Annotated in this window: 21 protein-coding genes; 8 read left to right on the top strand and 13 right to left on the bottom strand. The window is 69.9% G+C overall.

Annotated elements, in window-relative coordinates:
• Nucleotides 1-45 precede the first annotated feature (45 nt).
• A complete protein-coding gene (locus tag DSD19_RS15975) occupies nucleotides 46-1980 on the bottom strand; it encodes an elongation factor G (protein WP_113670318.1) in 1935 nt (644 codons plus the stop codon).
• A 253-nt stretch (nucleotides 1981-2233) separates the two neighbouring features.
• A complete protein-coding gene (locus DSD19_RS15970; protein ID WP_113670317.1) occupies nucleotides 2234-3706 on the bottom strand; it encodes an NAD-dependent succinate-semialdehyde dehydrogenase in 1473 nt (490 codons plus the stop codon).
• A gap of 69 nt (nucleotides 3707-3775) precedes the next feature.
• Between DSD19_RS15970 and DSD19_RS15965 the strand changes: the two genes are divergently transcribed.
• On the top strand, nucleotides 3776-4567 hold the full coding sequence (locus DSD19_RS15965; protein ID WP_113670322.1) for an alpha/beta hydrolase: 792 nt from the start codon (nucleotides 3776-3778) through the stop codon (nucleotides 4565-4567).
• A 7-nt stretch (nucleotides 4568-4574) separates the two neighbouring features.
• Here DSD19_RS15965 and DSD19_RS15960 read toward each other — a convergent pair whose 3' ends face one another.
• The 5 genes from DSD19_RS15960 to DSD19_RS15940 all read right to left on the bottom strand — a co-directional run bounded on the left by DSD19_RS15960 (nucleotide 4575) and on the right by DSD19_RS15940 (nucleotide 10428).
• On the bottom strand, nucleotides 4575-5567 hold the full coding sequence (locus DSD19_RS15960) for a P1 family peptidase (protein ID WP_113670316.1): 993 nt from the start codon (nucleotides 5565-5567) through the stop codon (nucleotides 4575-4577).
• Between the two features lie 76 nt (nucleotides 5568-5643).
• On the bottom strand, nucleotides 5644-7092 hold the full coding sequence (locus DSD19_RS15955) for an aldehyde dehydrogenase family protein (protein ID WP_075784811.1): 1449 nt from the start codon (nucleotides 7090-7092) through the stop codon (nucleotides 5644-5646).
• Between the two features lie 5 nt (nucleotides 7093-7097).
• Nucleotides 7098-8669 (bottom strand): ABC transporter ATP-binding protein, encoded by a 1572-nt coding sequence (locus DSD19_RS15950; protein WP_113670315.1) that lies wholly within the window; start codon nucleotides 8667-8669, stop codon nucleotides 7098-7100.
• The gene (locus DSD19_RS15945; protein WP_113670314.1) at nucleotides 8666-9487 is read right to left on the bottom strand and encodes an ABC transporter permease; all 822 of its coding nucleotides are present in this window, start codon (nucleotides 9485-9487) and stop codon (nucleotides 8666-8668) included. Before DSD19_RS15945 ends, DSD19_RS15950 begins: the two co-directional genes overlap by 4 nt.
• On the bottom strand, nucleotides 9484-10428 hold the full coding sequence (locus DSD19_RS15940; RefSeq protein WP_113670313.1) for an ABC transporter permease: 945 nt from the start codon (nucleotides 10426-10428) through the stop codon (nucleotides 9484-9486). Before DSD19_RS15940 ends, DSD19_RS15945 begins: the two co-directional genes overlap by 4 nt.
• A 243-nt stretch (nucleotides 10429-10671) precedes the next feature.
• Here DSD19_RS15940 and DSD19_RS15935 point away from each other — a divergent pair, with 243 nt between their 5' ends.
• On the top strand, nucleotides 10672-11889 hold the full coding sequence (locus DSD19_RS15935) for an aminopeptidase P family protein (RefSeq protein ID WP_113670312.1): 1218 nt from the start codon (nucleotides 10672-10674) through the stop codon (nucleotides 11887-11889).
• Nucleotides 11890-12055: 166 nt separating this feature from the next.
• Here DSD19_RS15935 and DSD19_RS15930 read toward each other — a convergent pair whose 3' ends face one another.
• Nucleotides 12056-13552 (bottom strand): ABC transporter substrate-binding protein, encoded by a 1497-nt coding sequence (locus DSD19_RS15930; protein ID WP_113670311.1) that lies wholly within the window; start codon nucleotides 13550-13552, stop codon nucleotides 12056-12058.
• A 138-nt stretch (nucleotides 13553-13690) separates the two neighbouring features.
• Between DSD19_RS15930 and panB the strand changes: the two genes are divergently transcribed.
• Both panB and panC read left to right on the top strand, forming a co-directional pair.
• Nucleotides 13691-14521, top strand: coding sequence for a 3-methyl-2-oxobutanoate hydroxymethyltransferase (gene panB, locus DSD19_RS15925; RefSeq protein ID WP_075784817.1), 831 nt, complete (start codon nucleotides 13691-13693; stop codon nucleotides 14519-14521).
• Nucleotides 14518-15369: a pantoate--beta-alanine ligase gene (gene panC / locus DSD19_RS15920; RefSeq protein WP_113670310.1), complete on the top strand. Its 852-nt coding sequence runs from the start codon at nucleotides 14518-14520 to the stop codon at nucleotides 15367-15369. The genes panB and panC overlap by 4 nt, the downstream gene beginning before the upstream one ends.
• 7 nt (nucleotides 15370-15376) lie before the next feature.
• On the opposite strand, the gene DSD19_RS15915 is transcribed toward panC, so the two are convergent.
• Entirely contained in the window at nucleotides 15377-16663 is a 1287-nt protein-coding gene (locus tag DSD19_RS15915; RefSeq protein ID WP_113670309.1) for an acetylornithine deacetylase/succinyl-diaminopimelate desuccinylase family protein, read from the bottom strand.
• 134 nt (nucleotides 16664-16797) lie between these two features.
• On the opposite strand from DSD19_RS15915, the gene DSD19_RS15910 reads away from it, so the two are divergent.
• Entirely contained in the window at nucleotides 16798-17064 is a 267-nt protein-coding gene (locus tag DSD19_RS15910; protein WP_075784820.1) for a hypothetical protein, read from the top strand.
• A gap of 7 nt (nucleotides 17065-17071) precedes the next feature.
• Complete coding sequence (locus tag DSD19_RS15905) at nucleotides 17072-17695, top strand: DUF1523 family protein (protein WP_113670308.1); 624 nt, start codon at nucleotides 17072-17074, stop codon at nucleotides 17693-17695.
• 26 nt (nucleotides 17696-17721) lie between these two features.
• On the opposite strand, the gene DSD19_RS22635 is transcribed toward DSD19_RS15905, so the two are convergent.
• The 3 genes from DSD19_RS22635 to DSD19_RS15890 form a co-directional block, all read right to left on the bottom strand.
• Nucleotides 17722-19683: an aldehyde dehydrogenase family protein gene (locus DSD19_RS22635; RefSeq protein WP_113670307.1), complete on the bottom strand. Its 1962-nt coding sequence runs from the start codon at nucleotides 19681-19683 to the stop codon at nucleotides 17722-17724.
• Between the two features lie 4 nt (nucleotides 19684-19687).
• Complete coding sequence (deoC, locus tag DSD19_RS15895; protein ID WP_207802481.1) at nucleotides 19688-20632, bottom strand: deoxyribose-phosphate aldolase; 945 nt, start codon at nucleotides 20630-20632, stop codon at nucleotides 19688-19690.
• 129 nt (nucleotides 20633-20761) lie between these two features.
• Complete coding sequence (locus tag DSD19_RS15890; protein WP_075784825.1) at nucleotides 20762-21124, bottom strand: hypothetical protein; 363 nt, start codon at nucleotides 21122-21124, stop codon at nucleotides 20762-20764.
• A 484-nt stretch (nucleotides 21125-21608) separates the two neighbouring features.
• On the opposite strand from DSD19_RS15890, the gene DSD19_RS15885 reads away from it, so the two are divergent.
• Together DSD19_RS15885 and DSD19_RS15880 are read left to right on the top strand one after the other, a co-directional pair.
• A complete protein-coding gene (locus tag DSD19_RS15885; RefSeq protein ID WP_113670305.1) occupies nucleotides 21609-22586 on the top strand; it encodes an efflux RND transporter periplasmic adaptor subunit in 978 nt (325 codons plus the stop codon).
• On the top strand, nucleotides 22579-25800 hold the full coding sequence (locus DSD19_RS15880) for an efflux RND transporter permease subunit (protein WP_113670304.1): 3222 nt from the start codon (nucleotides 22579-22581) through the stop codon (nucleotides 25798-25800). The genes DSD19_RS15885 and DSD19_RS15880 overlap by 8 nt, the downstream gene beginning before the upstream one ends.
• Here the strand turns inward: DSD19_RS15880 and DSD19_RS15875 are convergent.
• Complete coding sequence (locus tag DSD19_RS15875) at nucleotides 25790-26437, bottom strand: nitrogen fixation protein NifQ (RefSeq protein ID WP_075784828.1); 648 nt, start codon at nucleotides 26435-26437, stop codon at nucleotides 25790-25792. The genes DSD19_RS15880 and DSD19_RS15875 overlap by 11 nt on opposite strands.
• Between the last annotated feature and the right edge of the window lie 84 nt (nucleotides 26438-26521).

The following is a 26521-nucleotide window of genomic DNA, read 5'->3' as shown; positions in this document are numbered from 1 at the left end:
CGGCCCCCCCCGGGGCCCCCGGGGCCGGTTGGTGACGGGATCGCGTCAGGCCAGCTCGGCGGCGCGGGCTTCGCGGATGCGGTCGGCATCCTTGCCGTGCAGTTCCTCGTAATGGTCGAAATGGCTTTCGAACCAGGCGGTGCCGTGGCTGAGCCCGCCCAGCGCCTGGAACAGTTCCTCCTTGGCGGCGGTCGGGATCAGCGCCTGGAACACGTCCCAGCCGCGCGCCCGCCGATGCGCCTCGAAGCCCAGCACCTGGCCCTTGAGGCTGCTGATCAGTGCCACGAGCGAGCCCGAATGGATCGTCGGCACATGGATCTCGACCCGCTCGATCGGTTGCAGCACCACAGAGCCCGCCTGCTCGAGCGCCTCGCGCACCCCCGCCTTGGCCGCTGTGCGGAAGGCATGGTCCGAGCTGTCGACCGCATGGGTCTTGCCGTCGAGCAGCGTCACCGCGACATCGACCACCGGAAAGCCGAGCGGCCCCCGTTCCATCGCCTCGCGCGCCCCGGCCTCGACCGCGGGAATGTAGTTGCGGGGCACGGTGCCGCCCTTGATCGTCTCGTCGAAGGCAAAGCCCGCGCCCCGGCCCTGCGGCCGGACGGTCAGCACCACATCGGCGAACTGCCCGGCGCCGCCCGACTGCTTGCGGTGGCGGTAGTGGGTCTCGATGGGCCGGGTGATGGTTTCGCGGTAGATCCCCGAGACCGGCTGGTCGGCCGCCTCGATGCCGAAATCCTCGGCCAGCTTGGCCAGCACCCGGCGCAGATGGATCGGGCCTTGCAGATGAACCACCGCATGGCCGGTCTCGCCGTCCTGGGTGGTCTCCATCCCCGGATCCGCGGCCGCCATCCGCCCGAGTGCCGCGGAAAGCCGGGCATCGTCGCGTTCGTTCGCGGGCAACAGCAGGCGCGGATAGGTCGGCGGCCGGCCCCGGGTCCAGCGCGGCAGCGGCTGGCTGCCCTCGGCGGTATAGGCCATGCCCGGATCGAGATGGTCGGACTTGACCGCCACCGCCAGCGTGCCGGGGTCGAGCGGTTCGGCCACCGGCTTGCCGTCGATGCCGGTCAGGTTGCCGATGGACCCGCCGGCCAGAGGCTCGCCATGCCGGATCGAGCTGCCGAGCGCCCGGATCAGGATCGACTTGCCGACATGCTTGCGGGTGTCGGAGGCAACGCCCACGGCCAGCGGCGCCTCGATCCCGAGCCGGAGCCCGATGGTCTCGCGCCCCGGCGCCTCGTGGCGCAGCGCCTTCATCAGCCGGGTCAGCCCGTTGCCATGGCTGGCGGCGCCCAGATAGGCGGCGATGATCGCGCTGTCGCGATGCGCCTCGGCGAGGATGGTGTAGACCTCGCCCGAGGCGGGTTCGCGGTCGTCGATCAGCTGTTCCATCAGGCTGTCGTCGAAATCGGCCAGATGTTCCAGCAGTTCGGCCCGGGCCTCCTGTTCGCGGTCCTGGATGTCCGAGGGGATCTCGATCAGCTTCGAGGGCTGACCCTCTCGGTACTGGAAGGCGCGTTCCGAGACCAGATCGACCGAGCCCACCACATGGCCCTCGGCGTCACGCATCGGCACCTGGCGCAGGACGATGTGGTGGTTGGCATAGGCCTGCAGCGCGCCGACGATGTCGCGGATGCGGGCCTCGTCCTGGTCCATCTTGTTGATGAAGACAAAGCAGGGCACGTCCGACTGTTCGACCAGCCGCAGATAGGGCGCGGCCAGCACCGCCGCCTCGGGGTCGGGCGGCACGCACAGGATGGCGGCGTCCGAGGCGGCCAGCGCCTCGCCCGCATGGCCCAGGAAGTCGGGCCCGCCCGCGATGTCGAACCCGGCCCAGGATTCGCCCAGATAGGAGAACTGGCTGACGGTCAGGGCGTCGGTGAAGGCGGCCGTGACCGGTCGGCCCTCAAGCTCGCCCAGGGCCTTCAGCAGCGTCGACTTGCCCGACTGCGAGGGGCCCAGGATGGTGAAGCAGCGCATGTGATGAAATCCTCCCATCGGTGGCTTCGGACGGGTCGCGCCGCCGCGTCACGGAAGTCCTGCGCCCGGGTCCGGCACGGGCGCGAAGGGCCTGTCCCGGAGGTCGGGTGCGGCCGCCAATGGCGTCGGGCCGCTGCCCCTTATGGGGCGATGTTCGGCCCTTTAACCCTTCGGGGTCAAGGCGGAAATGACCGCAAGCGGGCAGGTGGGACCCGCCCGCTTGCGGCGCTCTGTCGCCCTGCGGGCGCCGGTCTCAGACCGACATGCAGATGTATTTCATCTCGAGGTAATCCTCGATCCCGTGGCGGCTGCCCTCGCGGCCCAGCCCCGACTGCTTGACGCCCCCGAAGGGCGCGACCTCGGTCGAGATCAGCCCGGTATTGACGCCGACGATGCCGTATTCCAGCGCCTCGGCCACCTTGTAGACCCGGCTCAGGTCGCGCGCGAAGAAATACGAGGCCAGCCCGAAGATCGTGTCGTTGGCCATGGCGATGACCTCGTCCTCGGTCTCGAACCGGAACAGCGGCGCCAGCGGGCCGAAGGTCTCGTCTGTGGCGAACTGCATCTCCTGCGTGGCGCCGGTGACGATGGTGGGTTCGAAGAAGGTGCCGCCGCGCTGATGCGGCTTGCCGCCCAGGATCACCTTGGCGCCCTTGGCGGTGGCATCGGCCAGATGCTCTTCGACCTTCTCGCGCGCGGCGTCCGAGATCAGCGGGCCGAGATCGGTGCCGTCATCCATGCCGTCGCCGACCTTGAGCTTGCCGACCGCCTCGGCCAGCTTGGCGGCGAAGGCGTCGTAGACGCCCGACTGCACGTAGATCCGGTTGGCGCAGACGCAGGTCTGGCCGTTGTTGCGGAACTTGCAGGCTATGGCGCCCTTCACGGCCGCATCCAGATCGGCGTCGTCGAAGACGATGAAGGGCGCGTTGCCGCCCAGCTCCATCGAGCATTTCTTGACCTGGTCGGCGGCCTGTCGCAGCAGGATGCGCCCGACCTCGGTCGACCCGGTGAAGGTGATCTTGCGCACCACCGGGTTCTCGCTGAACTCCTTGCCGATATCCGAGGATTTCGACGAGGTGATGACCGAGTACAACCCCTTGGGCAGGCCCGCCCGTTCGGCCAGCACCGCCATGGCCAGCGCCGAAAGCGGCGTCTCGCCCGCAGGCTTGATCAGGATCGCGCAGCCCGCAGCCAGCGCGGGCGCCGCTTTCCGGGTGATCATCGCATTGGGGAAGTTCCAGGGCGTGATCGCGGCCACCACCCCCACCGGCTGGCGGATCACGGTCAGGCGCTTGTCGGGCTGATGGCCCGGAATGGTCTCGCCATAGATCCGCTTGGCCTCTTCGGCGAACCATTCGACGAAGGAGGCGCCATAGGCGATCTCGCCCCGGGCCTCGGCCAGCGGCTTGCCCATTTCGGCGGTCAGGATCAGCGCCAGATCCTCTTGCGCGGCCGTCATCAGGTCGTACCACTTGCGCAGCACGCCGGCGCGCTCTTTCGCGGTCTTCGCGGCCCAGCCCTTCTGGGCGGCGGCGGCGGCCTCGATGGCGCGGGCGGCCTCGGCCCGGCCCATGTCGGGCACCTGGCAGATGGTCTCGCCATTGGCCGGGTTCGTCACGGCGAAACTCGCGCCGTCATCGGCCCCGACCCAGTCCCCGGCGAGATAGGCATCGGTGGCCAGCAGGCCCGGGTCCTTGAGAAGGCTCTTGAGGTCGCGTGCAAGCATCGGTCATTCTCCCTTGGATATTTTCGGTGCAGCATGGAGGCAGGGGGAACGGGGATGCAAGAACAAGCCATCGACTGGGACGACGCCTATGCCAACGCCCCTTATATCCCGTCCGCCGAAGCCTACCCGCCGCGCTGGGCCGCAGAGGCCGCGGCATTCCGGGCCAGGGCACGGGGCCAGACGGGGCAAAGTTACGGACCCCATCCGCGGCAGGGCTTCGATCTGTTCCTGCCCGAGGCAGAACCTAGCGGGCTCGTGGTGTTTGTCCATGGCGGCTACTGGATGAAGTTCGACCGCTCGCTCTGGTCGCATCTGGCGGCGGGGGCCGTGGCGCGGGGCTGGGCGGTGGCGATGCCGTCCTACCGGCTGGCCCCCGAGGTCGCGATCCCCGACATCACCGCCGATATCCGCGCGGCGGTCGAGGCCATCGCCAGCCGCGTCCCCGGCGGGCCGCTGGTGCTGGCCGGGCATTCGGCGGGCGGCCATCTGGTGGCGCGGATGCTTTGCGGCGATACCGCGCCGGGCGCGTCCGCGGACCGGATCGCCCGGGTGGTGCCGATCTCGCCGGTCTCGGACCTGCGGCCGCTTCTGAGCACGCAGATGGCTGGCCCGCTTCACCTCGATGCCGCAACGGCGGCCGCCGAAAGCCCGGCGCTGATGACGCCGCGGGCCGATGTGCCGGTCCATGTCTGGGTTGGCGGCGACGAACGCCCGGTCTTTGTCGATCAGGCGCGCTGCCTGGCCGAGGCCTGGCCGGGGGCGGCGCTGACCGTCGATGAAGGGCGCCACCATTTCGACGTGATCGAGGGGCTGACCCGGCCCGACAGCCCGCTGACCGGGGCGCTGCTCGACGGGCTCTAGGCCTGGCTCAGTCCTGGCCGAACAGCTCCTGCCAGCAGGGCCTTGTGTCGCCCGGCGCTGCGCGCGCCAGATAGACCCCGCGCGCGATGGCCCGCGCCAGACAGACGGCGGCGGCATGGCCCAGCCGCAGCGCCTCGTACCCGCCTTCGGGCAGCGGTTTCGCCCCGGTCGCTGCGGCAAAGACCAGATCGCCGTCGAAAGGCGTATGGCTCGGCACCAGCGCGCGGGCCATGCCGTCATGGGCCGCGACCGCCATCCGCGTCGCCTGCGCCTGGGTCAGCGCCGCATCGGTCGCGACGATGGCGATGGTCGTCGACTGGCCAAGCTTTGCCTCGGGGCGTGGCTCGGCCAGAGGGTCGTGCCGCCCGACACCGTGCCCGCCGAACTCGTCCCCGATCTCGAAGGGCGCGGCCCAGAATTCCGGCCCGCCGCCCATGACCGCAGACCCCAGCGCATTGACCGCAACCAGCGCGCCGACGGTGATGCCGCTCTCCAGCACCAGCGAGGCCGAGCCGAGCCCGCCCTTCAGATCCGCCGTGGTGGCGCCCAGCCCCGCACCCGCGCTGCCCAGCTCGATCTCTTCGCTTGCCGCTGCCAGCGCCGCGCGGCCAAGCGCGCGATAGGGCGCCTCGTCCCAGTCCTTGTGGCCGCCATTCGCCAGATCGAACAGGATCGCGCCCGGCACGATGGGCACCCGCTGCCCCGCGACCTCGAAGCCGCGCCCCATGGCGCGCAGCCCCTCGACCACCCCCGCCGCGGCATCGAGCCCGAAGGCCGACCCGCCCGACAGCACCAGCGCATCGACTTCCTGCACCAGCCGGTCGGGCGCCAGAAGATCGGTTTCGCGGGTGCCGGGCGCGCCGCCCATCACATGCACCCCGGCCACGAAGGGCGCGTCGCCCAAAAGAACCGTCACGCCGGTCTTCACTAGCACATCCCCGGCCTGGCCGACCCTCAGCCCCGCCACATCGGTCACAAGGTTCCGCCGCCCCGGCCGCATCGCGCCCCCTTCCGTCTTCTTCTTGGCAAAAATACCCACGGCACAGCGCCCGACGGAAGGCCGACCTGCGGTCGGCTCAGCCGTGGCGGGCCGCGACCGTCTTCAGCACCGAAAAGCCGTAAAGCGCCTCGAACCCCTTTTCGCGGCCATGGCCCGAAAGGCCCACGCCGCCGAAGGGCAGCTCGACCCCGCCGCCCGCGCCGTAATTGTTCAGATAGACCTGGCCCGCGCGCAGCTTCCTGGCCATCCGCATCTGCCGGGCGCCGTCGCGGGTCCAGACCGCGGCAACCAGCCCGTAGCCGGTGCCATTGGCGATCGACACGGCCTCCTCCTCGTCGGCGAAGGGGATCACCACCTGCACCGGGCCAAAGATTTCCTCCTGCGCCAGCCGGTGCCCGGGCGGCACCCGGGTCAGCAGCCGCGGCGCCACGTAATACCCGCCCGCGGGCGCATTGCCGATGATCCGGCCCTCGGCCGCGGTTTCCAGATCCTGCCCCTTGCCGAGATAGTCCAGAACGATCTCTTTCTGCCGACCGGAGATCAGCGGCCCGAGATTGAGATCCTCAAGCGCGGGGCCGACCCAGAGCGCGCGATAGGCGCCCGCCATGCGCTCGACCAGCTCGTCATAAAGCCGCCGCTCGACCAGGATGCGCGACGAGGCCGAACAGGTCTGTCCCGCGTTCTGCAGCCCGCCATTGACCAGAAACGGCAGCGCGGCGTCGAGATCGGCATCGGCGAAGACGATCTGGGGCGACTTGCCGCCCAGTTCCAGCGTCACCGGCGCCACATGGCGTGCGGCCTCGGCCTGAACCTTGCGTCCGACCGACAGCGAGCCCGTGAACGAGATATGATCGACCCCGGGATGCGAGGCGAGCGCCGCGCCGGCCTCGTCGCCCAGCCCCGGCACCACGTTCAGCGCGCCATCGGGCAGGCCCGCCTCTTCGGCCAGCTTGGCGAAGGCGAGCGCGGTCAGGCAAGCCTCTTCGGCCGGCTTCAGCACGCAGGCATTGCCCATCGCCAGCGCCGCCCCGACCGAGCGTCCGATGATCTGCATCGGGTAGTTCCAGGGGATGATATGGCCCGTCACCCCATGCGGCTCGCGCAGGGTGTAGACGGTATAGCCCTCCATGTAGGGAAGGCTGTGGCCCATCACCTTGTCGGCGGCGCCACCATAGAATTCCAGATAGCGCGCCAGCGTCATCGCATCCGACCGTGCCTGGGTCAGCGGCTTGCCGACATCGGTGGCCTCGATCCGCGCCAGCGTTTCGGCACGGCCGCGCACGAACTGGCCGATTCGGGTCAGAACCCGGCCGCGCTCGGTCGCGGTCATCCGGCCCCAGGACCCCTGCCGGGCCTCGTCCGCGGCGGTGACGGCCGCGTCGATATCGGCAACCTTGCCGCGCGCGATCGACCCGATCGGCGCGCCGGTCGAGGGATTCTCGACCGCAAGAAAATCGCGGCTGGCAGGCGGCTGCCAGACCCCGCCGATAAAGCAGCGGTCGGTTTCGAACCAAAGCTCGCGCATACGTCTTAATCCGGTTCCTTCAGCTTCGGCGCGGCCGACAACAATGCCTTGGTATAAGCATGCGCAGGGTTGTGCAGCACCTTTTCTGTCGCCCCTTCCTCTACGATCCGGCCCGCCTGCATCACAAGCACTCGTTCGGTGCTCGACCTGACCACGGACAGGTCGTGACTGATGAAAAGATAGGACAGACCGAACCGTGCGCGCAGATCGGCCAGCAGATCGAGAATCTGCGCCCTGACGCGAACGTCAAGCGCCGAAACCGCCTCGTCAAGCACGATCAGATCGGGCCGCGCGATCAGCGCGCGCGCGATGGCGATGCGCTGGCGCTGGCCGCCCGAGAATTCGTGGATGAAGCGGTCGCGGTCCTTCGGATCAAGCCCCACAGCCTCGAGCGCCGCGTCGATGCGGTCTGCGGCATCGCTCGGGCGCCCGTCCAGATGAAACGGCTCGGCGATCAGCCGGGCCACGCGGTGGCGCGGATTGAAGCTGCCATAGGGGTCCTGAAAGACCGCGTTCATCTTGCGGCGCAGCCGGGCGGGCATCGCCGCACCGGCCCGCACGACATCTCCGTCCAGCCGGATCTCGCCGCCCTGCAGCGGATCGAGCCCCAGCACGGCTCGCGCCAAGGTCGATTTGCCGCACCCGGATTCGCCCACAAGGCCCAGACTTTCACCGCGCGCGATCCCGAAGCTGACCCCGTCGACCGCGCGATGGGGCGGCAGCCGCCGGAACAGGCCGGAATGGGCCGCCGGATAGCTGCGCCGCGCCTCGCGCACCTCCAGCAGCGGCGGGCCGGGCAGCGGCGGAGGCGTCGCGGGCCGGTGCGCAGACGCTGCCACCAGCGCGCGGGTATAGGGGTGCTTTCGGGCGGCAAGAACGGCCGCGGCCGGGCCCTCCTCGACGATCTCGCCGCGGCGCATCACCGCCAGCCGGTCGGCAAGCCCCGAGATTACCGCCAGATCGTGGGTGATCAGCAAAAGCCCCATCCCGGTCTCGGCCACCAGCCCCTTCAGCAGATCGAGGATCCGCGCCTGCGTGGTCACGTCGAGCGCGGTGGTCGGCTCGTCTGCGATCAGCAGTTGCGGGCGCAGCGCGATGGCCATGGCGATGCAGACCCGCTGACGCTGGCCGCCGGACAGCTCGTGCGGATAGCGCGTGGGCGGAAACCGCTCGGGCGGCAGCCCGACCCGGTGCAGGAGCCGCGCGGCGGCGCGGCGTGCCTCGGCCCGGGTCGCCTCGCCATGCACGATCAGCGTCTCGGCCACCTGATCGCCGATTCGTTGCACGGGGTTCAGCGCGGTCATCGGCTCCTGAAAGATCATGCCCAGATCGCGGCCGCGGATCGCGCACATCTGCCGGTCCGACAGCGACAGAAGATCGAGACCGTTCAGCCGCAGATGGCCGCGAAGCTCGGCGCCCTCGGGCAGAAGGCCCATGATCGCCAGCGCGGTCATCGACTTGCCCGATCCGCTTTCGCCCGCAAGTCCCAGGATCTCGCCCCGCCCGATTTCGAGCGAGACGCCGTTCAGCACCGGACGGCCATGCAGGCTCAGCCCCAGATCGCGCAGCAGGATCACCGGGCGGCTCTCCTGAGGCGCGGGTCGAGCGCGTCGCGCAGCCCGTCGCCCAGAAGGTTCAGCCCCAGCACGGTCAGCACGATGGCCAGCCCCGGCAGGATCGCCAGCCGGGGCGCGGTGTAGATCATGGTCTGCGCCTCGGCCAGCATCCGGCCCCAGCTGGGCGTCGGCGGCTGCGCCCCGAGCCCGACATAGGACAGCCCCGCCTCGGCGAGGATGCCGAGGCTGAACTGGATCGTGGCCTGCACGATCAGCAGGTTGGCGATATTGGGCAAGATATGTTCGGCGCTGATCCGGGCCCTGCCCTTGCCCGCCAGTTCGGCCGCGCGGATATAGTCGAGCGTCCAGAGGCTGAGCGCGGCGCCCCGCGTGACCCGGGCGAAGACCGGGATGTTGAAGATGCCGATGGCCAGGATCGCGTTCAGCGCCGAGGGGCCGAGGATCGCGGTGATCAGGATCGCGATCACCAGTGCCGGAAAGGCGAAGATCAGGTCGTTCATCCGCATGACGATCTCGTCAAGCCAGCCGCCGCGGGCCGCCGCCGCCATCAGCCCCAGCGGCACGCCCGCGCCCATGCCGATGCCGACCGCGACCAGCGCCACCGCGATCGAGGACCGCGCGCCGACCATCAGCATCGACAGCATGTCGCGGCCCAGCTGGTCGGTGCCCAGCAGATAGGCGCCGCCCGGCGGGCGCAGCCGCTCGGCGATGTTCAGCGCGGTCACGTCATGGGGCACCCAGACCAGCGACAGCGCCGCCAGCGCCAGCACGGTGCCGCTGAGCACGCCGCCCGCGATCAGGGTCGGCCGTGCGCTCATCGGCGCCTCAGCCGCGGATCGACCGCGGCATAGGCCAGATCGACGAGGAAGGTGACGAGGATCACCGCGAAGACCAGCAGCATCACCACGCTTTCGACCACGATCAGGTCGCGCTGGGTGATGGCCTGAAAGATCAGCCGCCCGAGCCCGGGCAGGAAAAAGACGTTCTCGATGATGATGGCCCCCGCCAGCAGAAAGGAGAATTGCAGCCCGAGGATGGTCAGGACCGGGATCAGCGCGTTGCGAAAGGCATGGCGGCGCAGCGCCTGGGCCCGGCTCAGCCCCTTGGCGCGGGCGCTGCGGATATAATCCTGCCCCAAGGTCTCGATCAGCGCCGAGCGCATCACCCGCGCGAGGATCGCGGCCTGCGGCAGGGCCAGCGCCACCGCCGGCAGGGTCAGCGCCTTCAGCCCGTGGCCCAGCCCCGCCTCCCAGCCCGGAAAGCCGCCCGCCGACACCCAGCGCAGCTTGACCGCGAAGACCAGCACCAGCAGCATGGCGAACCAGAAATTCGGCACCGCGATGCCCAGCTGCGTCGCCGCCATGATGCCAAGATCGGCCGCCCGTCCGCGCCGCGCCGCGGCCCAGAGCCCCACCGGCAGCGCGATCGCCGTCGACAGCGCCAGCGCATAGGCGGCAAGCGGCAGCGAGACGGCCAGGCGCTGCGCCACCAGATCGGCCACCGGCACGCGATAGGTGTAGGAGATGCCGAAATCGCCGGTCGCAAGCCCCGAAGCCCAGTCGAGATAGCGCGCCCAGACCGAGCCCGACAGCCCCAGCTCGTCGCGCAGCGCCGCCACCGTCTCGGGCGCCGCGTTCAGCCCCAGCATGTAGGCGGCGGGGTCGCCCGGGATCACCTCGATCGCCGCAAAGATCGCGATGCTGGCCGCGATCAGGCTCAGCGACAGCGACAGGAGGCGGGTCAGGGCGTAACGCAGCATGCGCCTGAATCTAGGCCAAGGCGCGGGCCTGGCGCCAGTGCAATCGCCGCCGCCTCTGGCCGCGATCCAGCGCTTGCCAGACGGCGCCGACCGGCTATGCTCGGCCCCGGGCACCGTGCCGATGGCGTCGTGCGCGGGGGGCGTGACGCCCCCGATGCCCGGCGGTTTCCGCCTGTCCTCCTGTACGCCGGGAACATCCGATGTCCCGGCCCGCGCGCCGGGATGGCCTGTCAGGGAGCTCCCATGACCCGACCTGAAATCCGACCCGACTTCTACTGTTTCGCGAATGGCGAGAAGGCCGCGCTGCCCTTCGCGCCCGAGGAATACGACACCCGCCTGATGGGGCTTCGCGCCGCGATGGACGCCACCGGCGCCGAGGTCGCGGTGCTGACCTCGATGCAGAACGTGGCCTATTATTCGGGCTTTCTCTATTGCAGCTTCGGCCGGCCCTATGCGCTGGTGGTGACCGCCTCGCAGTCGGTCCTGATCGGCGCGGGCATCGACGCGGGCCAGCCCTGGCGGCGCTGCCATGGCGAGGCGCTGACCTATACCGACTGGGCGCGCGACAATTTCTGGCGTGCGGTCGCCCATGTCGCGGGGCAGGGCCGCCGCGTCGGGATCGAGGCCGACCACCTGACCCTGGCCCGGCGGGACGAGCTTGACACCTTCCTCGCCCCCGCGGGCACGGTCGATCTGGCCCCCGCCACCATGCGGCAGCGGATGCGCAAGAGCCCGGCCGAGCTTGACCTGATCCGGGCCGGGGCGGCGGTGGCCGACCTTGGCGGCCACGCGATCCGCGCGGCGGTGCGCGAGGGGGCGCGCGAGATCGACGTGGCGATGGCCGGGCGCGATGCGATGGAGCTGGAAATCGCCCGCCGCTTTCCCGAGGCCGAATACCGCGACACCTGGGTCTGGTTCCAGTCCGGGCCGAACACAGATGGCGCCCATAACCCGGTCACGGGCCGTGTCCTGCAGCGTGGCGACCTGCTGTCGCTGAACGCCTTCCCGATGATCTCGGGCTACTACACCGCGCTGGAACGCACGATGGTTCTGGGCGAGCCCGACCCCGCGACGCTGGGGATCTGGGAGGCCAACGTGGCGGCCCATGACTACGGCATATCTTTGCTGAAACCGGGCGCTTCCTGTGCAGAGATCACCCATCGCATCAACGACTTCCTCGCCGAGAGGGACCTGCTGCAATATCGCAGCTTCGGCTATGGCCACAGTTTCGGGGTCTTGTCGCATTACTATGGCCGCGAGGCCGGGCTGGAGCTGCGCGAGGATATCGGGACCGTGCTGGAACCCGGTATGGTGATCTCGATGGAGCCGATGCTGACCATCCCCGAAGGTCGTCCCGGCGCGGGCGGCTACCGCGAACACGACATCCTGATCGTCACCGGGGACGGGGCGGAAGACATCACCCTCTATCCCTACGGGCCCGGATTCAACGTGATCGCCTGACCGGAGGCGTGGCGCCCGGCCGTGCTGTCGCGAACCGGGTATTTGGACCAAGAAGAAGATGCATGCGGGGGGCTCTTCGGTCCTTCTTCTTGGTTCATATACCCCGAGAATCGCCTGCCCCGTCAGGGGCAGGCCAGAGGGCGTGCGCCGCAGGCGCCCGCCTGGATCAGTCGGCCCAGCGCACGGCGGTCAGGTCGTTGGCCTGGGTCGGTGCGTTCTCCCAAAGCCCTTCGATCTTCGCATTGGCGACGCCGGTCTTGGCCAGCTGGAAGAGATAGACGTTGACGTGGTCCTCGGCGATCATCCGCTGCGCCGCCTTCAGGATCTCGGACCGCTCGTCGGGGGCGGTTGCGCCCGCAAGCCGGTCCATGAGGGCCAAGAAATCCGGCTTTCCATAGCCGAAATAGTAATCGGGCCGGGCATAGATGCCGATATCCATCGGCTCGGTATGGCTGACGATGGTCAGGTCGAAATCGTTCCGCTTGAACACCTGGTCGAGCCATTGCGCCCATTCGAGGTTGGTGATCTCGGTCTCGATCCCCGCGGCGCGCAGTTCGGCCGCCACGATCTCGCCCCCGCGCCGCGCATAGCTTGGCGGGGGCAGCGCCAGCCGCAGTTTCAGGTCGGTCTGTCCCGCCTCGGCCAGAAGCGCGCGGGCCTTCTTGAGGTCGTGCCGCGACAGGCCGGTCAGGTCGACATAGTCGGGATGGTGCGGCGCGAAATGCGTGCCGATGGGCGTGCCATAGCCGAACATCGCCCCGTCGATGACATCCTGCCGGTCGATGGCATGGGCGATGGCCTCGCGCACCCGGATGTCGTCAAGCGGCGGGCGGCGGTTGTTGATCGCAAGGATTGTCTCGCCCTCGGTGGTGCCGACGATCACCTTGAACCGCGGGTCGGCCTCGAATTGCGGCAGCGTTTCGGGCGCGGGAAAGTTCGGGAAGGCATCGACATCGCCCGCCATCATCGCCGCATAGGCCGCGTTCGGGTCGGGGATGAACTTGAAGGTCGCGCGGGCGAGCGCCGGGGCCGGACCCCAGTAATCGGGGTTGCGCACCAGCTCGACCCGGTCGCCATGGACCCAGCGGTCGAACCGGAACGGGCCGGTGCCGACCGGGGCGGTGGCTTCGGTCCCGGCCGTCTCGGGGGCGACGATCACCGCATCGCCCCAGGCCATCTTGAAGGGAAACGCCCCGTCGGGCCGGGCAAGCGTTACCGTCACGGTCAGCGGATCGGTTGCCGCGATGCTGTCGATCCCGTCGAACAGCGCCTTCTGGGCGTTGGTGCTGTCGGGGCCCCGGGCGCGGTCGAGGCTGAAGGCCACGTCATCGGCCTCCATCGCCGTGCCGTCATGAAACCGCACCCCCTCCCGCAGATGGAAGGTGTAGACCGTGGCGGTCCCGTTCGTCTCCCAGCTGGCGGCGAGGCCCGGCACCACGGTGCCGTCTGGGGCAAAGCGCGTCAGCCCCTCGAAGACATTGGCATAGACCACCTCGTCGGTCGCGGCGGCGGCGCCGGAGGTCGGGTCGAGGTTCGGCGGCTCCAGCACCATGCCGAGGGTAATCGCATCCGGCGGCGCGGCGCGGGCGGGGACGGCCGCAAGGCTCAGTCCGAAAGGCAGGGCCAGGACCAGGGTCCGGGCGATGATCCGAATGGGGCGCATCCTGCGGTCTCCTTTCCGTTCCGTCCCCATCTGAGGCCGGGCGGGGGCGCAAGGCAAGGCCCAGGGCATGGCAGCGGGCTGGATTCTGCGCTGCAGCACGCTATAAGGCGCGCCAATTGCAGCGCCGGGGAGGAGAGGATGAGTGCAAGTGCCGAAAGCCGCCAGATGACGGTGGCAGAGGTCCGGGCGAGGAAGGGGGCCGCGCCGCTGGTCTGCCTCACCGCCTATACGACGCCGATGGCCGAGGCGGTCGATGCCGCCTGCGATGTCGTTCTGGTGGGCGACAGCGTGGGCATGGTGCTGCACGGGCTTCCTTCGACGCTGGGCGTCAGCATGGAGATGATGCTGATGCATGGCCGGGCCGTGGCGCGCGGGCTGAGCCATGCGCTGATGGTCGTCGACATGCCCTTCGGGAGCTATGAGGAAAGCCCCGAACAGGCGTTCCGCAATGCCGCGCGGCTGATGGCCGAGACCGGCTGCGGCGCGGTCAAGCTGGAAGGCGGGGCGGCGATGGCCGGGACGATCCGGTTTCTGAGCGCGCGCGGCATTCCGGTGATGGCCCATGTCGGGCTGACGCCGCAGGGCGTGATGGGCTTCGGCGGCTACAAGGTGCAGGGGCGCGGCGCGGACGGGGCGCGGGTGCTGGCCGATGCGCAGGCGGTGGCCGAGGCCGGCGCCTTCGCGGTGGTGCTGGAAAAGGTGCCCGCGGCGCTGGCCGACCGGATCACCGACGCGGTTCCGATCCCGACCATCGGCATCGGCGCCTCGGCGGGCTGCGACGGGCAGATCCTTGTCGTCGACGACATGCTGGGGGTCTTCACCGGCTTTCGGCCGAAATTCGTCAAGCGCTATGCCGAACTGGGCAGTGCCGCCCGCGCGGCCGTGGCCCTCTATGCCGAAGAGGTCCGCGCCCGGCGCTTTCCGGGCCCCGAGCATGTCTTTGCCGACGAGACCGGAGGTGCGGCATGACCGCGCCGATCCTGCGCAGCCTTGAGGCGCTGCGCGCTGTCAGGGCCGAGTGGCGGGCCGAGGGCGCCCGCGTCGCCGTCGTGCCGACCATGGGCGCGCTGCATGACGGGCATCTCAGCCTTGCCGCTGCCGCGAAGGCTGCCGCCGACCGGGTGATCGTCACGATCTTCGTCAACCCCAGGCAGTTCAACGATCCGGGCGATCTGGCGCGCTATCCGCGCACCGAGGCGCGCGATGCCGAGAAACTGGCGCCGCTCGGCGTCGATGCGCTTTATGTGCCCGCGGCCGATCAGGTCTATCCGCCGGGCTTTGCGACCTCGGTCTCGGTTTCGGGCGTCAGCGAGGGGCTCTGCGGCGCGCACCGGCCGGGCCATTTCGACGGGGTGGCGACGGTCGTGACCAAGCTGTTGCTGCAGACCGGCGCCGATTGCGCCTTTTTCGGCGAGAAGGACTTTCAGCAGCTGATGGTGGTGCGGCGGCTGGTGCGCGATCTGGACATTCCGGTCGAGATCGTGGGCTGCCCCACGGTGCGCGAGCCCGACGGGCTGGCATTGTCCTCGCGCAATGCGCTTCTGCCCGGCGATTCGCGCGCCATGGCGCCCGCCCTTTATCGGGCGCTCGAGGCCGCGCGACAGGCGCTCGAGGCCGGGGCCGGGGCAGAGACGACACTGGCCACGGCGCGAGCCGCGATCATGGCGGCGGGCTTTGCCGAGGTCGAATATCTCGAACTGCGCGCGGCTGCCGATCTGGCGCCGCTCGAGGCTGCGGACGTGCCTGCCCGGCTGCTGGTCGCGGCACATCTGGGCGGGGTGCGGCTGATCGACAATATCCCGGTGGCGGCGCGCTGAGGCGCCGTCAGCCGTCGAGCAGGTCGGACAGGGTCAGCGCCATCACCTGGGCGGCCTCGACCATGTCGTCGATGCCGACCCATTCGTCAGGCTGATGCGCCAGATCGAGAATGCCGGGCCCATAGGCGATGCAGTTCCTGAGCCGCCCGATCCGGTCGATATGCTTCTGGTCATAGGTGCCGGGCGAGACGACGAAATCGGGCGCAGTCCCCAGCACCCGGCCGATGGCGCGTTCGACCGCCTGAACCACCGGGGCGCCGCGGTCGGTCATGCTGGGGCGGACCTCGAACAGCTCGCGGATCTCGTAGTCAAAGCCCGGACGGCGGGCGCGGACCCGCTCCATCAGCGCGCGGATCTCGCGCTTGACCTCCTCGGGGTCCTCCTCGATCAGCACCCGCCGGTCGATGGTGATGCGGCAGCGGTCGGGCACGCAGGGCGCGGGCAGGCCGTCATAGTCCGCCTCCTGTTCGGGCTCGCCGCCATGGATCGCGTTGATGTTCAGCGTCGCGGCGCGGGCGCCCTCGGGCACCACGGGCATCGCGGTGTGCCGCCCCGCCAGCAGCGGAAACAGCGTGGCCTCCATCTCGGCCAGCACCGCGCCCATATGGCGGATCGCGCAATCGCCGAGGAAGGGCATCGAGCCATGGGCGATCCGGCCCTTCGTCTCGATCTCGGCCCACCAGACGCCGCGATGGCCCAGACAGATCCGGTTCTTGTTCAGCGGCTCGGGGATGATGACATGCTGGACGCGCTCGGGCGCGAACCAGCCGCGCTCGGCCAGCCAGGCGACCCCGCCGAAGCCGCCCGATTCCTCGTCGGCGGTGGCGCTGATCTCGACCGCGCCGCGATAGGCGGGGCAGGTGGCAACGAAGGTCTCGGCCGCCAGCACCGCCGCAGCGATGCCGCCCTTCATGTCGCAGGCGCCCCGGCCCCAGACCCGGCCGTCGCGGATCTCGCCGCCGAAGGGATCGACGCTCCAGCCATGGCCGACCTCGACCACGTCGTGATGGCCGTTGAAATGGACGCAGTCGCCGCCCTCGGTGCCCTCATGCCGCGCGATCATGTTCCAGCGCGGATGGGCGTCGCTGTCGGCGGGCGCGCCGCGGGCCCGGACATAGCTGACCTCAAAACCCTTCGCGGCCAGCCGCTCGCCCAGATATTCGCAGATTTCCAGATAGTTGCGCCCCGGCGGGTTCAGCGTGGGAATGCGGATCAGATCGCGCGTCAGCGCGGCTACCTCGTCGCGCCTTGCCGCGACCGCCCGTTCCAGACCATGCCCCGGAGATGTGTCCATGCCCGATCCTAGCGCCTCGCGCTCCCTGCGGCAATCGCGCCTAGGCTGCGTCCGGCCGCTGGCCTGTCGTGCAAATCGCACGGGGCATGCCTATATTCGGCAGCGAGGGCGGGATCTCCGGGGAGGACGGAACCATGTTTGCATTCCTGCGTTTTGCTCTTGCGGGGTTCGTGATCCTCACGGTGATCTATATTGCCGTGTCGCTCTATTCCCGTGCGGTCAGACGCGGCAAGCTCGGACGGGAATGGGACGAGGACATCCGTATCGGCGACCGCGATGCTTACGTCGAGGAGGGGCTCCGGCAATATGACCGCTCGCTCCGGCGCAAGCTGATCCTCGGGGTCTATGTCGTGCCGGCCATCGTCGTCGGCACGATCATCTATATCACGAATTACATGTGAGGCTCGAATGGCATACGTCAAATGGACCATCGTCACCATCGTCGTCCTGGTGATCGCGGGCTTCCTGCACTACACGCTGCCCCAGCATGACGTGGTGCGGATCACCGCGACCAAGGAACGTCAGATCAACTTCGGCGAGAACCGGATCTTCTTCGCCAGCGACGGCGCCGGGAACAGCGAAGGCGACAATACCCGCTTCGTCAATTTCATCGAGACGTTCAACCCCGACGGCAAGCCGGTCGTCTTCCGCAACGAGGATACCAGCTGGGGCTGGCCGCCCTATTTCAAGTTCGACAGCTCGAACCTTCAGGCCAAGGCGAGCGACATGATCTCGGACAAGGAAAATCCGGAATGGGTGGTCGTGACCCATTACGGCTGGCGCAACGAATACCTGTCGATCTATCCGAATGCGGTCGAGCTCCGTCCGGTGGACAGCCCGGATGACAGCCCCATTCCGTGGTTCAACATCCTCTTCCTCGGCGCGCTGGGCGCGCTGGTGATCTGGATCTGGCAGATGCTGGCCCGGTTCAAGGAAGACCGGATCGAGCCGATGCTGGACGAGATGGGCGAATCGCTCGAAACGGTGGGCGACCGTGCCGAGGGGTTCTGGCGCCGGGTGTTCTCGCGCTGATCCGCCATACCGCCAGGCCGGGGCGCTCAGGCGCCCCAGCTTGTCCGGATCGTCTGAGCGCGGGTGGCCGCCCGCAGAAAGGCCTCGCTTGCGTCCCCCGGGTCCGACCAGGCCCCGGGGGCGGCTTGCGCCAGCCATAGCGCCGGGCCGCCGGATGCCGCCCGGACGGGCAGGGTGTCCGGCAGGTCGTCTCCCTCGCAACACCAGAGCGCGTCGAGATCGACCCGTGCGGCGAGGCGGAGCGCCACAGCCGCTGGCGCGCCCGACAGGATCTGGACCAGCCCGGCGGGCAGTCCGGCCGCTTCCAACTCCGTCACCAAAAGACGCAGCCGGGTCTCGTCGCCGGGGTGCGGCAGCAGCACTGCGGCGTTTCCCGCGGCCAGCACCGGCCCGAGGATCGAGGCTGCCGCGAGGGCCGGGGTTTCGGCCGGGCAAAGCGCGGCGATGAGGCCAAGCGGCCTGTGACGTCTCAGCGTGGCGCGGCCTGGCCCTTCGGACCAGGTGGCGCAGGCGGTCGCGGTCCGCGCGGCGCAGGCGGCCAGCGGGGCGGCGGCCTCTTCGGGCATCCGGGCGGCGGCACGGGCCAGAACGGCGGCGCGCCCGGTGGCGCCCCGCCCGGCCCAGCCGGGCTGCACGCGGCGCGCCGCAGTCAGCGCGGCCGTTGGGTCGGGGCCCCGGTCGGCCGGTGCGGGGGCCATGGGCCGGGCCGGGGCAAGACCCGCAGGCCGTTGCCAGAGTTCCAGAGGGTCCGGGGCGGGGCCAAGATCGGTGCCGTTCACGCAGACCGTTCCGGCCTCAAGCGCGGTGGCAAGATCGAGCGCGACGGCCAGCGTCTCGCTCCAGAGACTTGCGGAGGGTGCGGGCGGCCCGGCATTGGCCAGCAGGATGGCCTCGGCCGGGCTGCGGAAGGTGATCGACAGCAGCACCGGGCCGGGCAGGCCGGTCTCCATCTCGGGCGAGGCCGGGGCGAGGCCCGGAATCAGGGCAGGCGCGAAATAGAGGCCCGTGTCGGGCAAGCGGGGCAGCGGCTGGATCGGGGTGCTTGTGCTGTTGGCCAGCGCGGCGGTCAGCCGGTCGCGCAGCCCGGCCCCCGGCAGCGGCCCCAGATCGGTCGCCGGATCCAGCGGGTCGCCGACGATCAGCCGCGCCATGCGCCCGGCCAGCCGGGAATGGACCCGCTCGGCCACCGAGTCCTGAACCAGCAGGCGCTGCCCGGTCGTGCCGGGCGGCGGATTGCCCAGAGCCTCGGCGATGGCGTCGGCGGCGGCGTCGAGATCGGCATCCTCCAGCACAAGATGCAGGCAAGGGCCGCCAAGCTCAGGGACGGGTGGCCGCGCGAGACCGAGCAATGGCTCGGCGGGGCCGGTCAGCACCGTCAGCAGGCCCGCGGGCAGCCCGGCCTCTGCCGCGGCCTCGGCCAGGCACAGGGCGGCAAGCGTGCCGCCGCCCGGGCCGGGCGCGAGCATCGCGGCATTGCCTGCCGCCAGCGCCGGACCGATCCGGCCAAGCGACAGGCCGGGCGCGACGATCCCCAAAGGCACGAGGCCCGGTCGGTTTGCCAGGCCCAGCAAGGCCTGATCCGCCGCTTGTCGCAGTGCCGCTCTTCCCTCGGCCAGCCAGGTGCGGCCATGCCGCACCGGCCGCCCGGTTTCCAGCGCCAGAAGCTGGGTCAGGCAGGCGGCGCGGGCCTCGATCGCCTCGGCCCAGACCCGCAGCCGAACGGCCCGCGCGGGGCCGGACAGCGCGGCCCAGTCGGCTTGCGCGCTTCCGGCGGCGGCACGGGCGTCGGCGATCTGCGACGGCGTCGCCTCGGCCAGCTCGGCAAGGTCGGTCCCCGTCGCGAGCGCGATCAGGGTCCGGCGCGGCCCGTCCGGCGTAACCGGCCCGCCGATCCAGGGACCGAAGCGGCCCTGCTTCCGGGCGATCCAGGCGCGGGCCTCGGCATCGGGGGCGCGGCCGGGGCCGCGGTCGAGAGTGGTGGGCGGCATCGCTCTAGCCCGGCGCGTGGCGGCGAGGGGTGCTGCCCGCCCCGAAGGCGATCTCGTCCAGCCGCCGCTCGATCGCGCCCAGAAGCGAGGAGGCGCCGAAGCGGAACAGCGCGGGTTCCTGCCAGCGCGGCCCGAGTTCCTCGCCCACCAGCCCCAGCCAGTCGAGCGCATCCGTCGCCGTCGAGATCCCGCCCGCGGGCTTGAAGCCGACGTCGATGCCGGTCGCCTCGCGATAGGCGCGGATCATCCGGCACATGGTCAGCCCGACCGGCAGGGTCGCGTTCACAGGCTCTTTGCCGGTCGAGGTCTTGATGAAATCGGCCCCCGCCATCATCGCGACCAGACTGGCGCGGGCGACATTGGTCAGCGTGCCCAGCTCGCCCGTGGCAAGGATCGCCTTCATGTGGGCGGGGCCGCAGGCGGCGCGGAAGGCCGCGACCTCGTCATACAGCGCCTGCCAGTCGCCCAACAGGACGTGACGCCGCGAGATCACGATGTCGATTTCGGCCGCTCCGGCCGCGACGCTGGCCTCGATCTCGGCCAGCCGGGTGGAAAAGGGCGACAGCCCGGCGGGAAAGCCGGTCGAGACCGCCGCGACCGGCAGACCCGAGCCCTCGAGCGCCGCCCGCGCAGGCGCGATCATCTCGTGATAGACGCAGACCGCAGCCGTGGTCACCGGCCCGGCGCCAAGCGCCGCCCTGAGATCGGCGCGCAACGGGTTCCGGGCCTTGGCGCACAGCCTGCGGACACGGCCCGGCGTGTCGTCGCCCGACAGTGTCGTGAGGTCGATCAGCCCGACCGCGCGCAGAAGCCAGGCCGCTTCGGCCGCCGGATCGGCCGGGCGCCGCGCGGCAAGACCCGCCACATGGCGTTCGGCCGCCGGACGGTTCACCCGGGTGGCAGCGACCCAGCCGGTATCGAGCGGCAGGCCGGCATTGTGCTTCTGCACCGGCTGCGTCCCGGCGGTCCGGGCGGGTGTTGGGGTCTTCTCGCCTGGCAAAATGCGTCCCCCTGCAAGTTCACGGTTCCCCTTGCTCGCATGCGGGCACGGGGCTTGGCAAGGCGGCGTCCGGGCGGATCAGAGGTTCAGGAAATAGGGGTCCGAGCTGTGCCAGTAGGCCGCGAAGTCGGCCGCGCGGGCATGCGGCAGGCCGAGGCTCTGCATTGCGTAAAGATCGGCCGACAAAAGCCCCGCCAGCCGGAACCCGTTCTGCGCCGCGGTACGGGCCGGGCTGCCTTCGGAGAAGATCGCCTCGATCTGGGCAGAGGCGTTGACCAGCGCGAAGATCACCGCCAGCGGCCGGGAATTGGGCCAGACCGCCACGCTTTCGCGGGCAAAGGAGCGCCATCCCTCTGGCGAGGCCAGAAGGGATTCAAGCGCAAATTCCGTGAGCCCTTCGGTGGGGTCGACCCCGGGCTCGGGACAGCTTGAGTCTGGCATGGCACGTAACGTCAACATCATCCGCGAAACTGGGCCGGGCTGCACGCCGGGTGCCCGCCTCCCCGGCTAACAAATAACGTTATAAATGCGGTCGTGTCGGTGCCGCCTCCTCCGGCTTGCCGAGACGGAAAGAAAGATAGACGTCAGGCCCCTTCCAAACAAGCTTATCAGTCGCCTTTTAGGCGGATCGCTGCGCGGCCGATGGCGCCTTTCCGGCGGGATTCCGACAGGCCGATGGCGGCGCGGAATGTCGCAGTCGGGCCCGGCGAAGCCCGCCGGATTCGGCCGCGGTGGGGTCATCGTTCTGTAACAAATCGGTTTTTACACCAGATCGCCGGGCGCCGGACAGGATCCGGAATGGGCGGTCGGTCCGGAGCCCTTGCAAATGCGACGGAACCGGCTCATACATTCAATAAATTGCATTTGTTGGTCTGGGGGCGAACCGGTTCGCCCGGGCAGGTGCGATCCGGGGAAAGGTGCGGCGATGGGCGGGCGACTCATTACGATTCTGGCGCTGCTGACGGCAGTGCCCGCGGCGGCGGCCGAAACGGTGCTGGCGCCGGTGACGATCACCGAATGGAAGCCGGTCTATGGCGAGGTCGAGACCCGCAACCGGGTGCCCGCGCGCAGCCGGATCGGCGGCACGGTGGCCGAACTGAAGGTGACCGAGGGCGATCCGGTCGAGGCCGGGCAGGAAATCGCGCGGATCGAGGACGACAAGCTGACCTTCCAGATGCGCGCGCTTGACGCGACGCTGAAGGCGCTGACCGCCCAGCTCGACACCGCGCGGCGGGATCTCGACCGGGGCAGGGCGCTGCGCGAGCGGGGCGTCGTCACCCAGCAGCGGCTGGATCAACTCACGACCCAGGTGGCCGAGCTTGAGGGCCAGATCGACAGCACCGCCGCCCGGCGCCGGGTGATCGAGCAGCAGGTCGCCGAGGGCGCGGTGCTGTCGCCCGGCAGCGGGCTTGTGCTGTCGGTGCCGATCTCGCCCGGCTCGGTGCTGGTCGCGGGCGACACCGTGGCCGAGATCGGCGGCGGCGGGCTGTTCCTGCGCCTCGCGATCCCCGAACGGCATGCGCTGGCGCTGCGCCCGGGCGACCGGATCGCCGTCGGCGACAGCACCGGGCGCGACGGCCAGAGCGGGCGGCTGGTCAAGATCTATCCGCAGATCGAAGGCGGCCGGGTGCTGGCCGATGTCGAGGTCGAGGGGCTCGACGGGCGTTTCGTCGGGCGCCGGGTGCCGGTCCGGCTGCCGGTCGGCACCCGGCAGGCCCTGCTGGTGCCGCCGGGCGCGGTGACGCATCGGGGCGGGCTCGATTTCGTCGCGGTGGCGGGGCCCGATGGCCCGGTCGAGCGCGTGGTGGTGCCGGGCGAACGGCTGCGCCATGACGGCCGCGACCGGGTCGAGATCCTGACCGGGCTGGAACCCGGCGACCGCGTGGTGAGCCCCGATGAGTGACGAGACCCGCCCCGCCGCCCGCCGCCTCGGTCTTGCCGGATACCTGACCAAGGGGTTCATCCGCTCGCCGCTGACACCGCTTCTGTTGCTGGCGGCGCTTGCGCTGGGCCTGATCGCGCTGATCGCCCTGCCGCGCGAGGAAGAACCGCAGATTTCGGTGCCGCTGGTCGATATCCATGTCCGGGCCGACGGGCTTCGGGCGGTCGATGCGGTCAAGCTGGTGACAGAGCCGCTCGAGACCATCGTCAAGGGGATCGACGAGGTCGAGCATGTCTATTCCCAGACCTATGACGACCGGGCGATGGTGACCGCGCGGTTCAAGGTGGGGCTGAGTCAGGACACCGCGATCTTGCGCGTGCGCGACAAGATCCTGGCCAACATGGACCGCATCCCGGTCGGCATTCCCGAACCGCTGGTGGTCGGGCGCGGCATCAATGATGTGGCGATCGTCACGCTGACCTTCACCCCGGTCTTTGGCCAGACCGCGGTGACCGCAGCCGATCTGACCCGAATTGCCCGCGAGGCCGAGACCGAATTGGTCCGGATCGACGATGTCGGGCTGACCTATCTGGTCGGCGAGACCGAAGAGGCGCTGCGCGTCGCCCCCGATCCGCAGAAGCTGGCGCTGTACGGGATCACGCTGCAAGAGCTGTCGCAGAAGGTCGCGGGTGCCAATGCCGCCGCCCCGGCGGGGCTGGTGCGCGACGGCGGCCAGCAGGTCGGGCTGGTGCTGGGCCGGACGCTGGCAACCCCGGCCGAGATCGGCAATCTGGAGCTGACCGCGCGCGACGGACGCACCGTCTATCTGCGCGATCTGGCCGAGATCGGCTTCGCCTCGGATCTGGACGAACACCATGTGGCGAGCCTTGCCCGCGGCCCCGAGGGCGAGATCGTCCGCCGCCCCGCGGTCACGCTGGCGCTGGCCAAGCGCGCGGGCGCCAATGCCGTGGTGGTGGGCGAACAGGTCCTGCAGCGGCTTGAGCAGATGAAGGGCGGGCTTATCCCCGATACGGTCGCGGTCGAGGTCACGCGGAATTACGGCCATACCGCCTCGGAAAAGGCCAACGAGTTGCTGTTCCATCTGGGGCTGGCGACGGTCTCGATCGTGGCGCTGGTGCTTTTTGCCATCGGCTGGCGCGAGGCGCTGGTGGTGGCCATCGTCATTCCGGTGACGATCCTGCTGACGCTCTTTGCCGCCCATGCCATGGGCTACACGCTGAACCGGGTGTCGCTGTTCGCGCTGATCTTTTCCATCGGCATTCTGGTCGATGACGCCATCGTGGTGATCGAGAACATCGCCCGGCACTGGGGGATGATGAAACCGGGCGACAGCCGGGTGCGGGCGGCGGTCGAGGCCGTGGCCGAGGTCGGCAACCCGACCATCGTCGCGACCCTGACCGTTGTGGTGGCGCTTTTGCCGATGCTGTTCGTCTCGGGGATGATGGGTCCTTACATGAGCCCGATCCCGGCCAATGCCTCGGCCGCGATGATCTTTTCCTTTTTGGTCGCGGTGACGATCACGCCCTGGCTGATGCTGAAGATCGCGGGCCGGGCGCCTCTGCATGCGGGGGGCGCGGGGGCGGGTCATCCGGGCGGGCGGCTGGGGCGGCTTTACGCCCATCTCGTGCGGCCGATCCTGTCGCGCAAATGGATCAGCCTGGTTTTCCTGCTGGGGGTGGCGACGGTCTCCTTCGGCTCGATGGCCGCGCTTTACACCAGGGACGTGACGGTCAAACTGCTGCCCTTCGACAACAAGTCGGAACTGGCCATCGTCATCGACCTGCCCGAGGGCGCCTCGGTCGAGGCGACCGACGCGGTGGCGCAGGCGGCCGCGCGGGTGGCGCTGGCCATGCCCGAGGCGGTATCGGCCCAGACCCATGCGGGTACCGCCGCGCCCTTCAACTTCAACGGGCTCGTCCGGCATTACTTCCTGCGCGAAAGCCCCGAACAGGGCGATGTGCAGGTCAACCTCTCGCCCAAGGATGCCCGCGACCGCACCAGCCATGCCATCGCGCTTGACCTGCGCCAGCGGCTGGGGGCGCTCGATCTGCCCGCGGGGACTGTCCTGAAAGTGGTCGAGCCGCCGCCCGGGCCGCCCGTCATCGCGACGCTGCTGGCCGAGATCTACGGCCCCGATGGCGATACCCGCCGGGCGGTCGCGGCCAAGGTCCGGCAGGCCTTCGAGGACACGCCCTTCATCGTCGATGTCGATGACAGCTTCGGCACCCGCGCCCGCCGCATCCGGGCCGAGACCGATCCGTCCGATCTGGCCTTCTTCGATGTCGCCGAGGCCGATGCGCTGGACACGCTCAGGATGCTGAACGGCGCCACCACGGTCGGCTATTCGCATCGCGGCGCGGGCCGGGCGCCGATCCCGATCGTGGTCGCGCGCGACAAGGCCGACCGGGTGCTCGATGAACGGGCGCTGGCGACGCCGGTTCCGGCCAATGTGCTGCCCGGCGGGCGCGGCGTGGTCGAACTGGGCGATGTGGTGCGGCTGACCGAGGAACAGGCCTCGTTCCCGATCTTCCGCCATAACGGGCGCTATGCCGAGATGGTCCAGGCCGATCTGGCGGGCGATTTCGAGGCACCGCTTTACGGCATGCTGGCGGTTCAGGACCGGCTGGCCCGGGTCGACTGGGAAGGTCTGCCCGCGCCCGAGATCCGCCTGCATGGCCAGCCGTTGTCGGAGGACAAGCCGGTCCTCTTGTGGGACGGTGAATGGGAGGTGACCTGGGTCACCTTCCGCGACATGGGCGCGGCCTTCGGGGTGGCGCTGGTCGGGATCTACATCCTCGTCGTGGCGCAGTTCGGGTCGTTCCGGCTGCCGCTGGTGGTGCTGACGCCGGTGCCGCTGACCTTTCTGGGCATCATGCTGGGCCACTGGCTGTTCCATGCGCCCTTCACCGCGACCTCGATGATCGGCTTCATCGCGCTGGCGGGGATCATCGTGCGCAACTCGATCCTGCTGGTCGATTTCATCCGCCATGCCGACCCCGAGGGCCGGATCACGGTCGAGACGCTGGTCGAGGCCGGGGCCACGCGGGTCAAGCCGATCCTGCTGACCGCGCTGGCCGCGATGATCGGGGCGGCGGTGATCCTGGCGGATCCGATCTTTCAGGGGCTGGCGCTGTCGCTGCTGTTCGGTCTGGCCTCCTCGACCCTGCTGACGGTGCTGGTGATCCCGGCGATCTACCGGATCTTCAAGACCTGACCCTGCCGTCCGCCCGTGCCGGGGGCGGGCTGCCGTCCGGCGGCTCGGCCCGGCCCGCGCGGGCCAGCCGCGATTCGCCGCTTTCCTCGCCGAAGCACATGTCGAAATCGGCGCAGTCGGTGCAGACCGGCGTCGCGCAGAGAACGAAGCCCTCCTCCTCGCAGATCAGCCGGTAGAAGAACCGCTTCCATTTCATGTTGGCGGTGTTCTTGGCCGCGAGCGGGCCGAAATGCCGGGTCAGCATCGCCGAAAGCTCGCCGCGGTTGCGCAGGCCCAGATCCTGCCATAGGTGATCGGGCTCCATCGCGCGGCGGGCGATCATCGAGGCCAGCGGCACCGCCAGCGCCGTGCCGCCCGCATGCGCCAGCAGCAGCGTGCGCAGCGAGTCTTCCTCGATGCCGCGGGGGACTGCGCCGATGCCGCGCAGAAACTCGCGCGGCGCCGCCGGAAAGAGGGCGCCCAGCAGCCCCGCCAGTTCGGCCGCGTCCAGACCGCAATGGGCGGGCAGGTCCTCGGGAACCGGGGCTTCGGACAGGGCGAGCGCCAGGATCGAGGCGGCAACATGCAGGTCGGCCGCGTCCCAGCGGGCGCGGGCGGCCCCGGCCATCAACCGGTCATAGGCGGTGTCAGCTGTCATCTTTGCGCTCCTGGGATACAGCCTTGGATCTCGGCCCGGCGCCGTCAAGCGATCCGCCGTCCGGCCGGGCCGACAGGCGTGCCG

This window comes from Rhodovulum sp. BSW8, assembly GCF_003314725.1.
Classification (GTDB): domain Bacteria; phylum Pseudomonadota; class Alphaproteobacteria; order Rhodobacterales; family Rhodobacteraceae; genus Rhodovulum; species Rhodovulum visakhapatnamense.
This window is presented reverse-complemented; position numbering and strand designations above follow the sequence as displayed.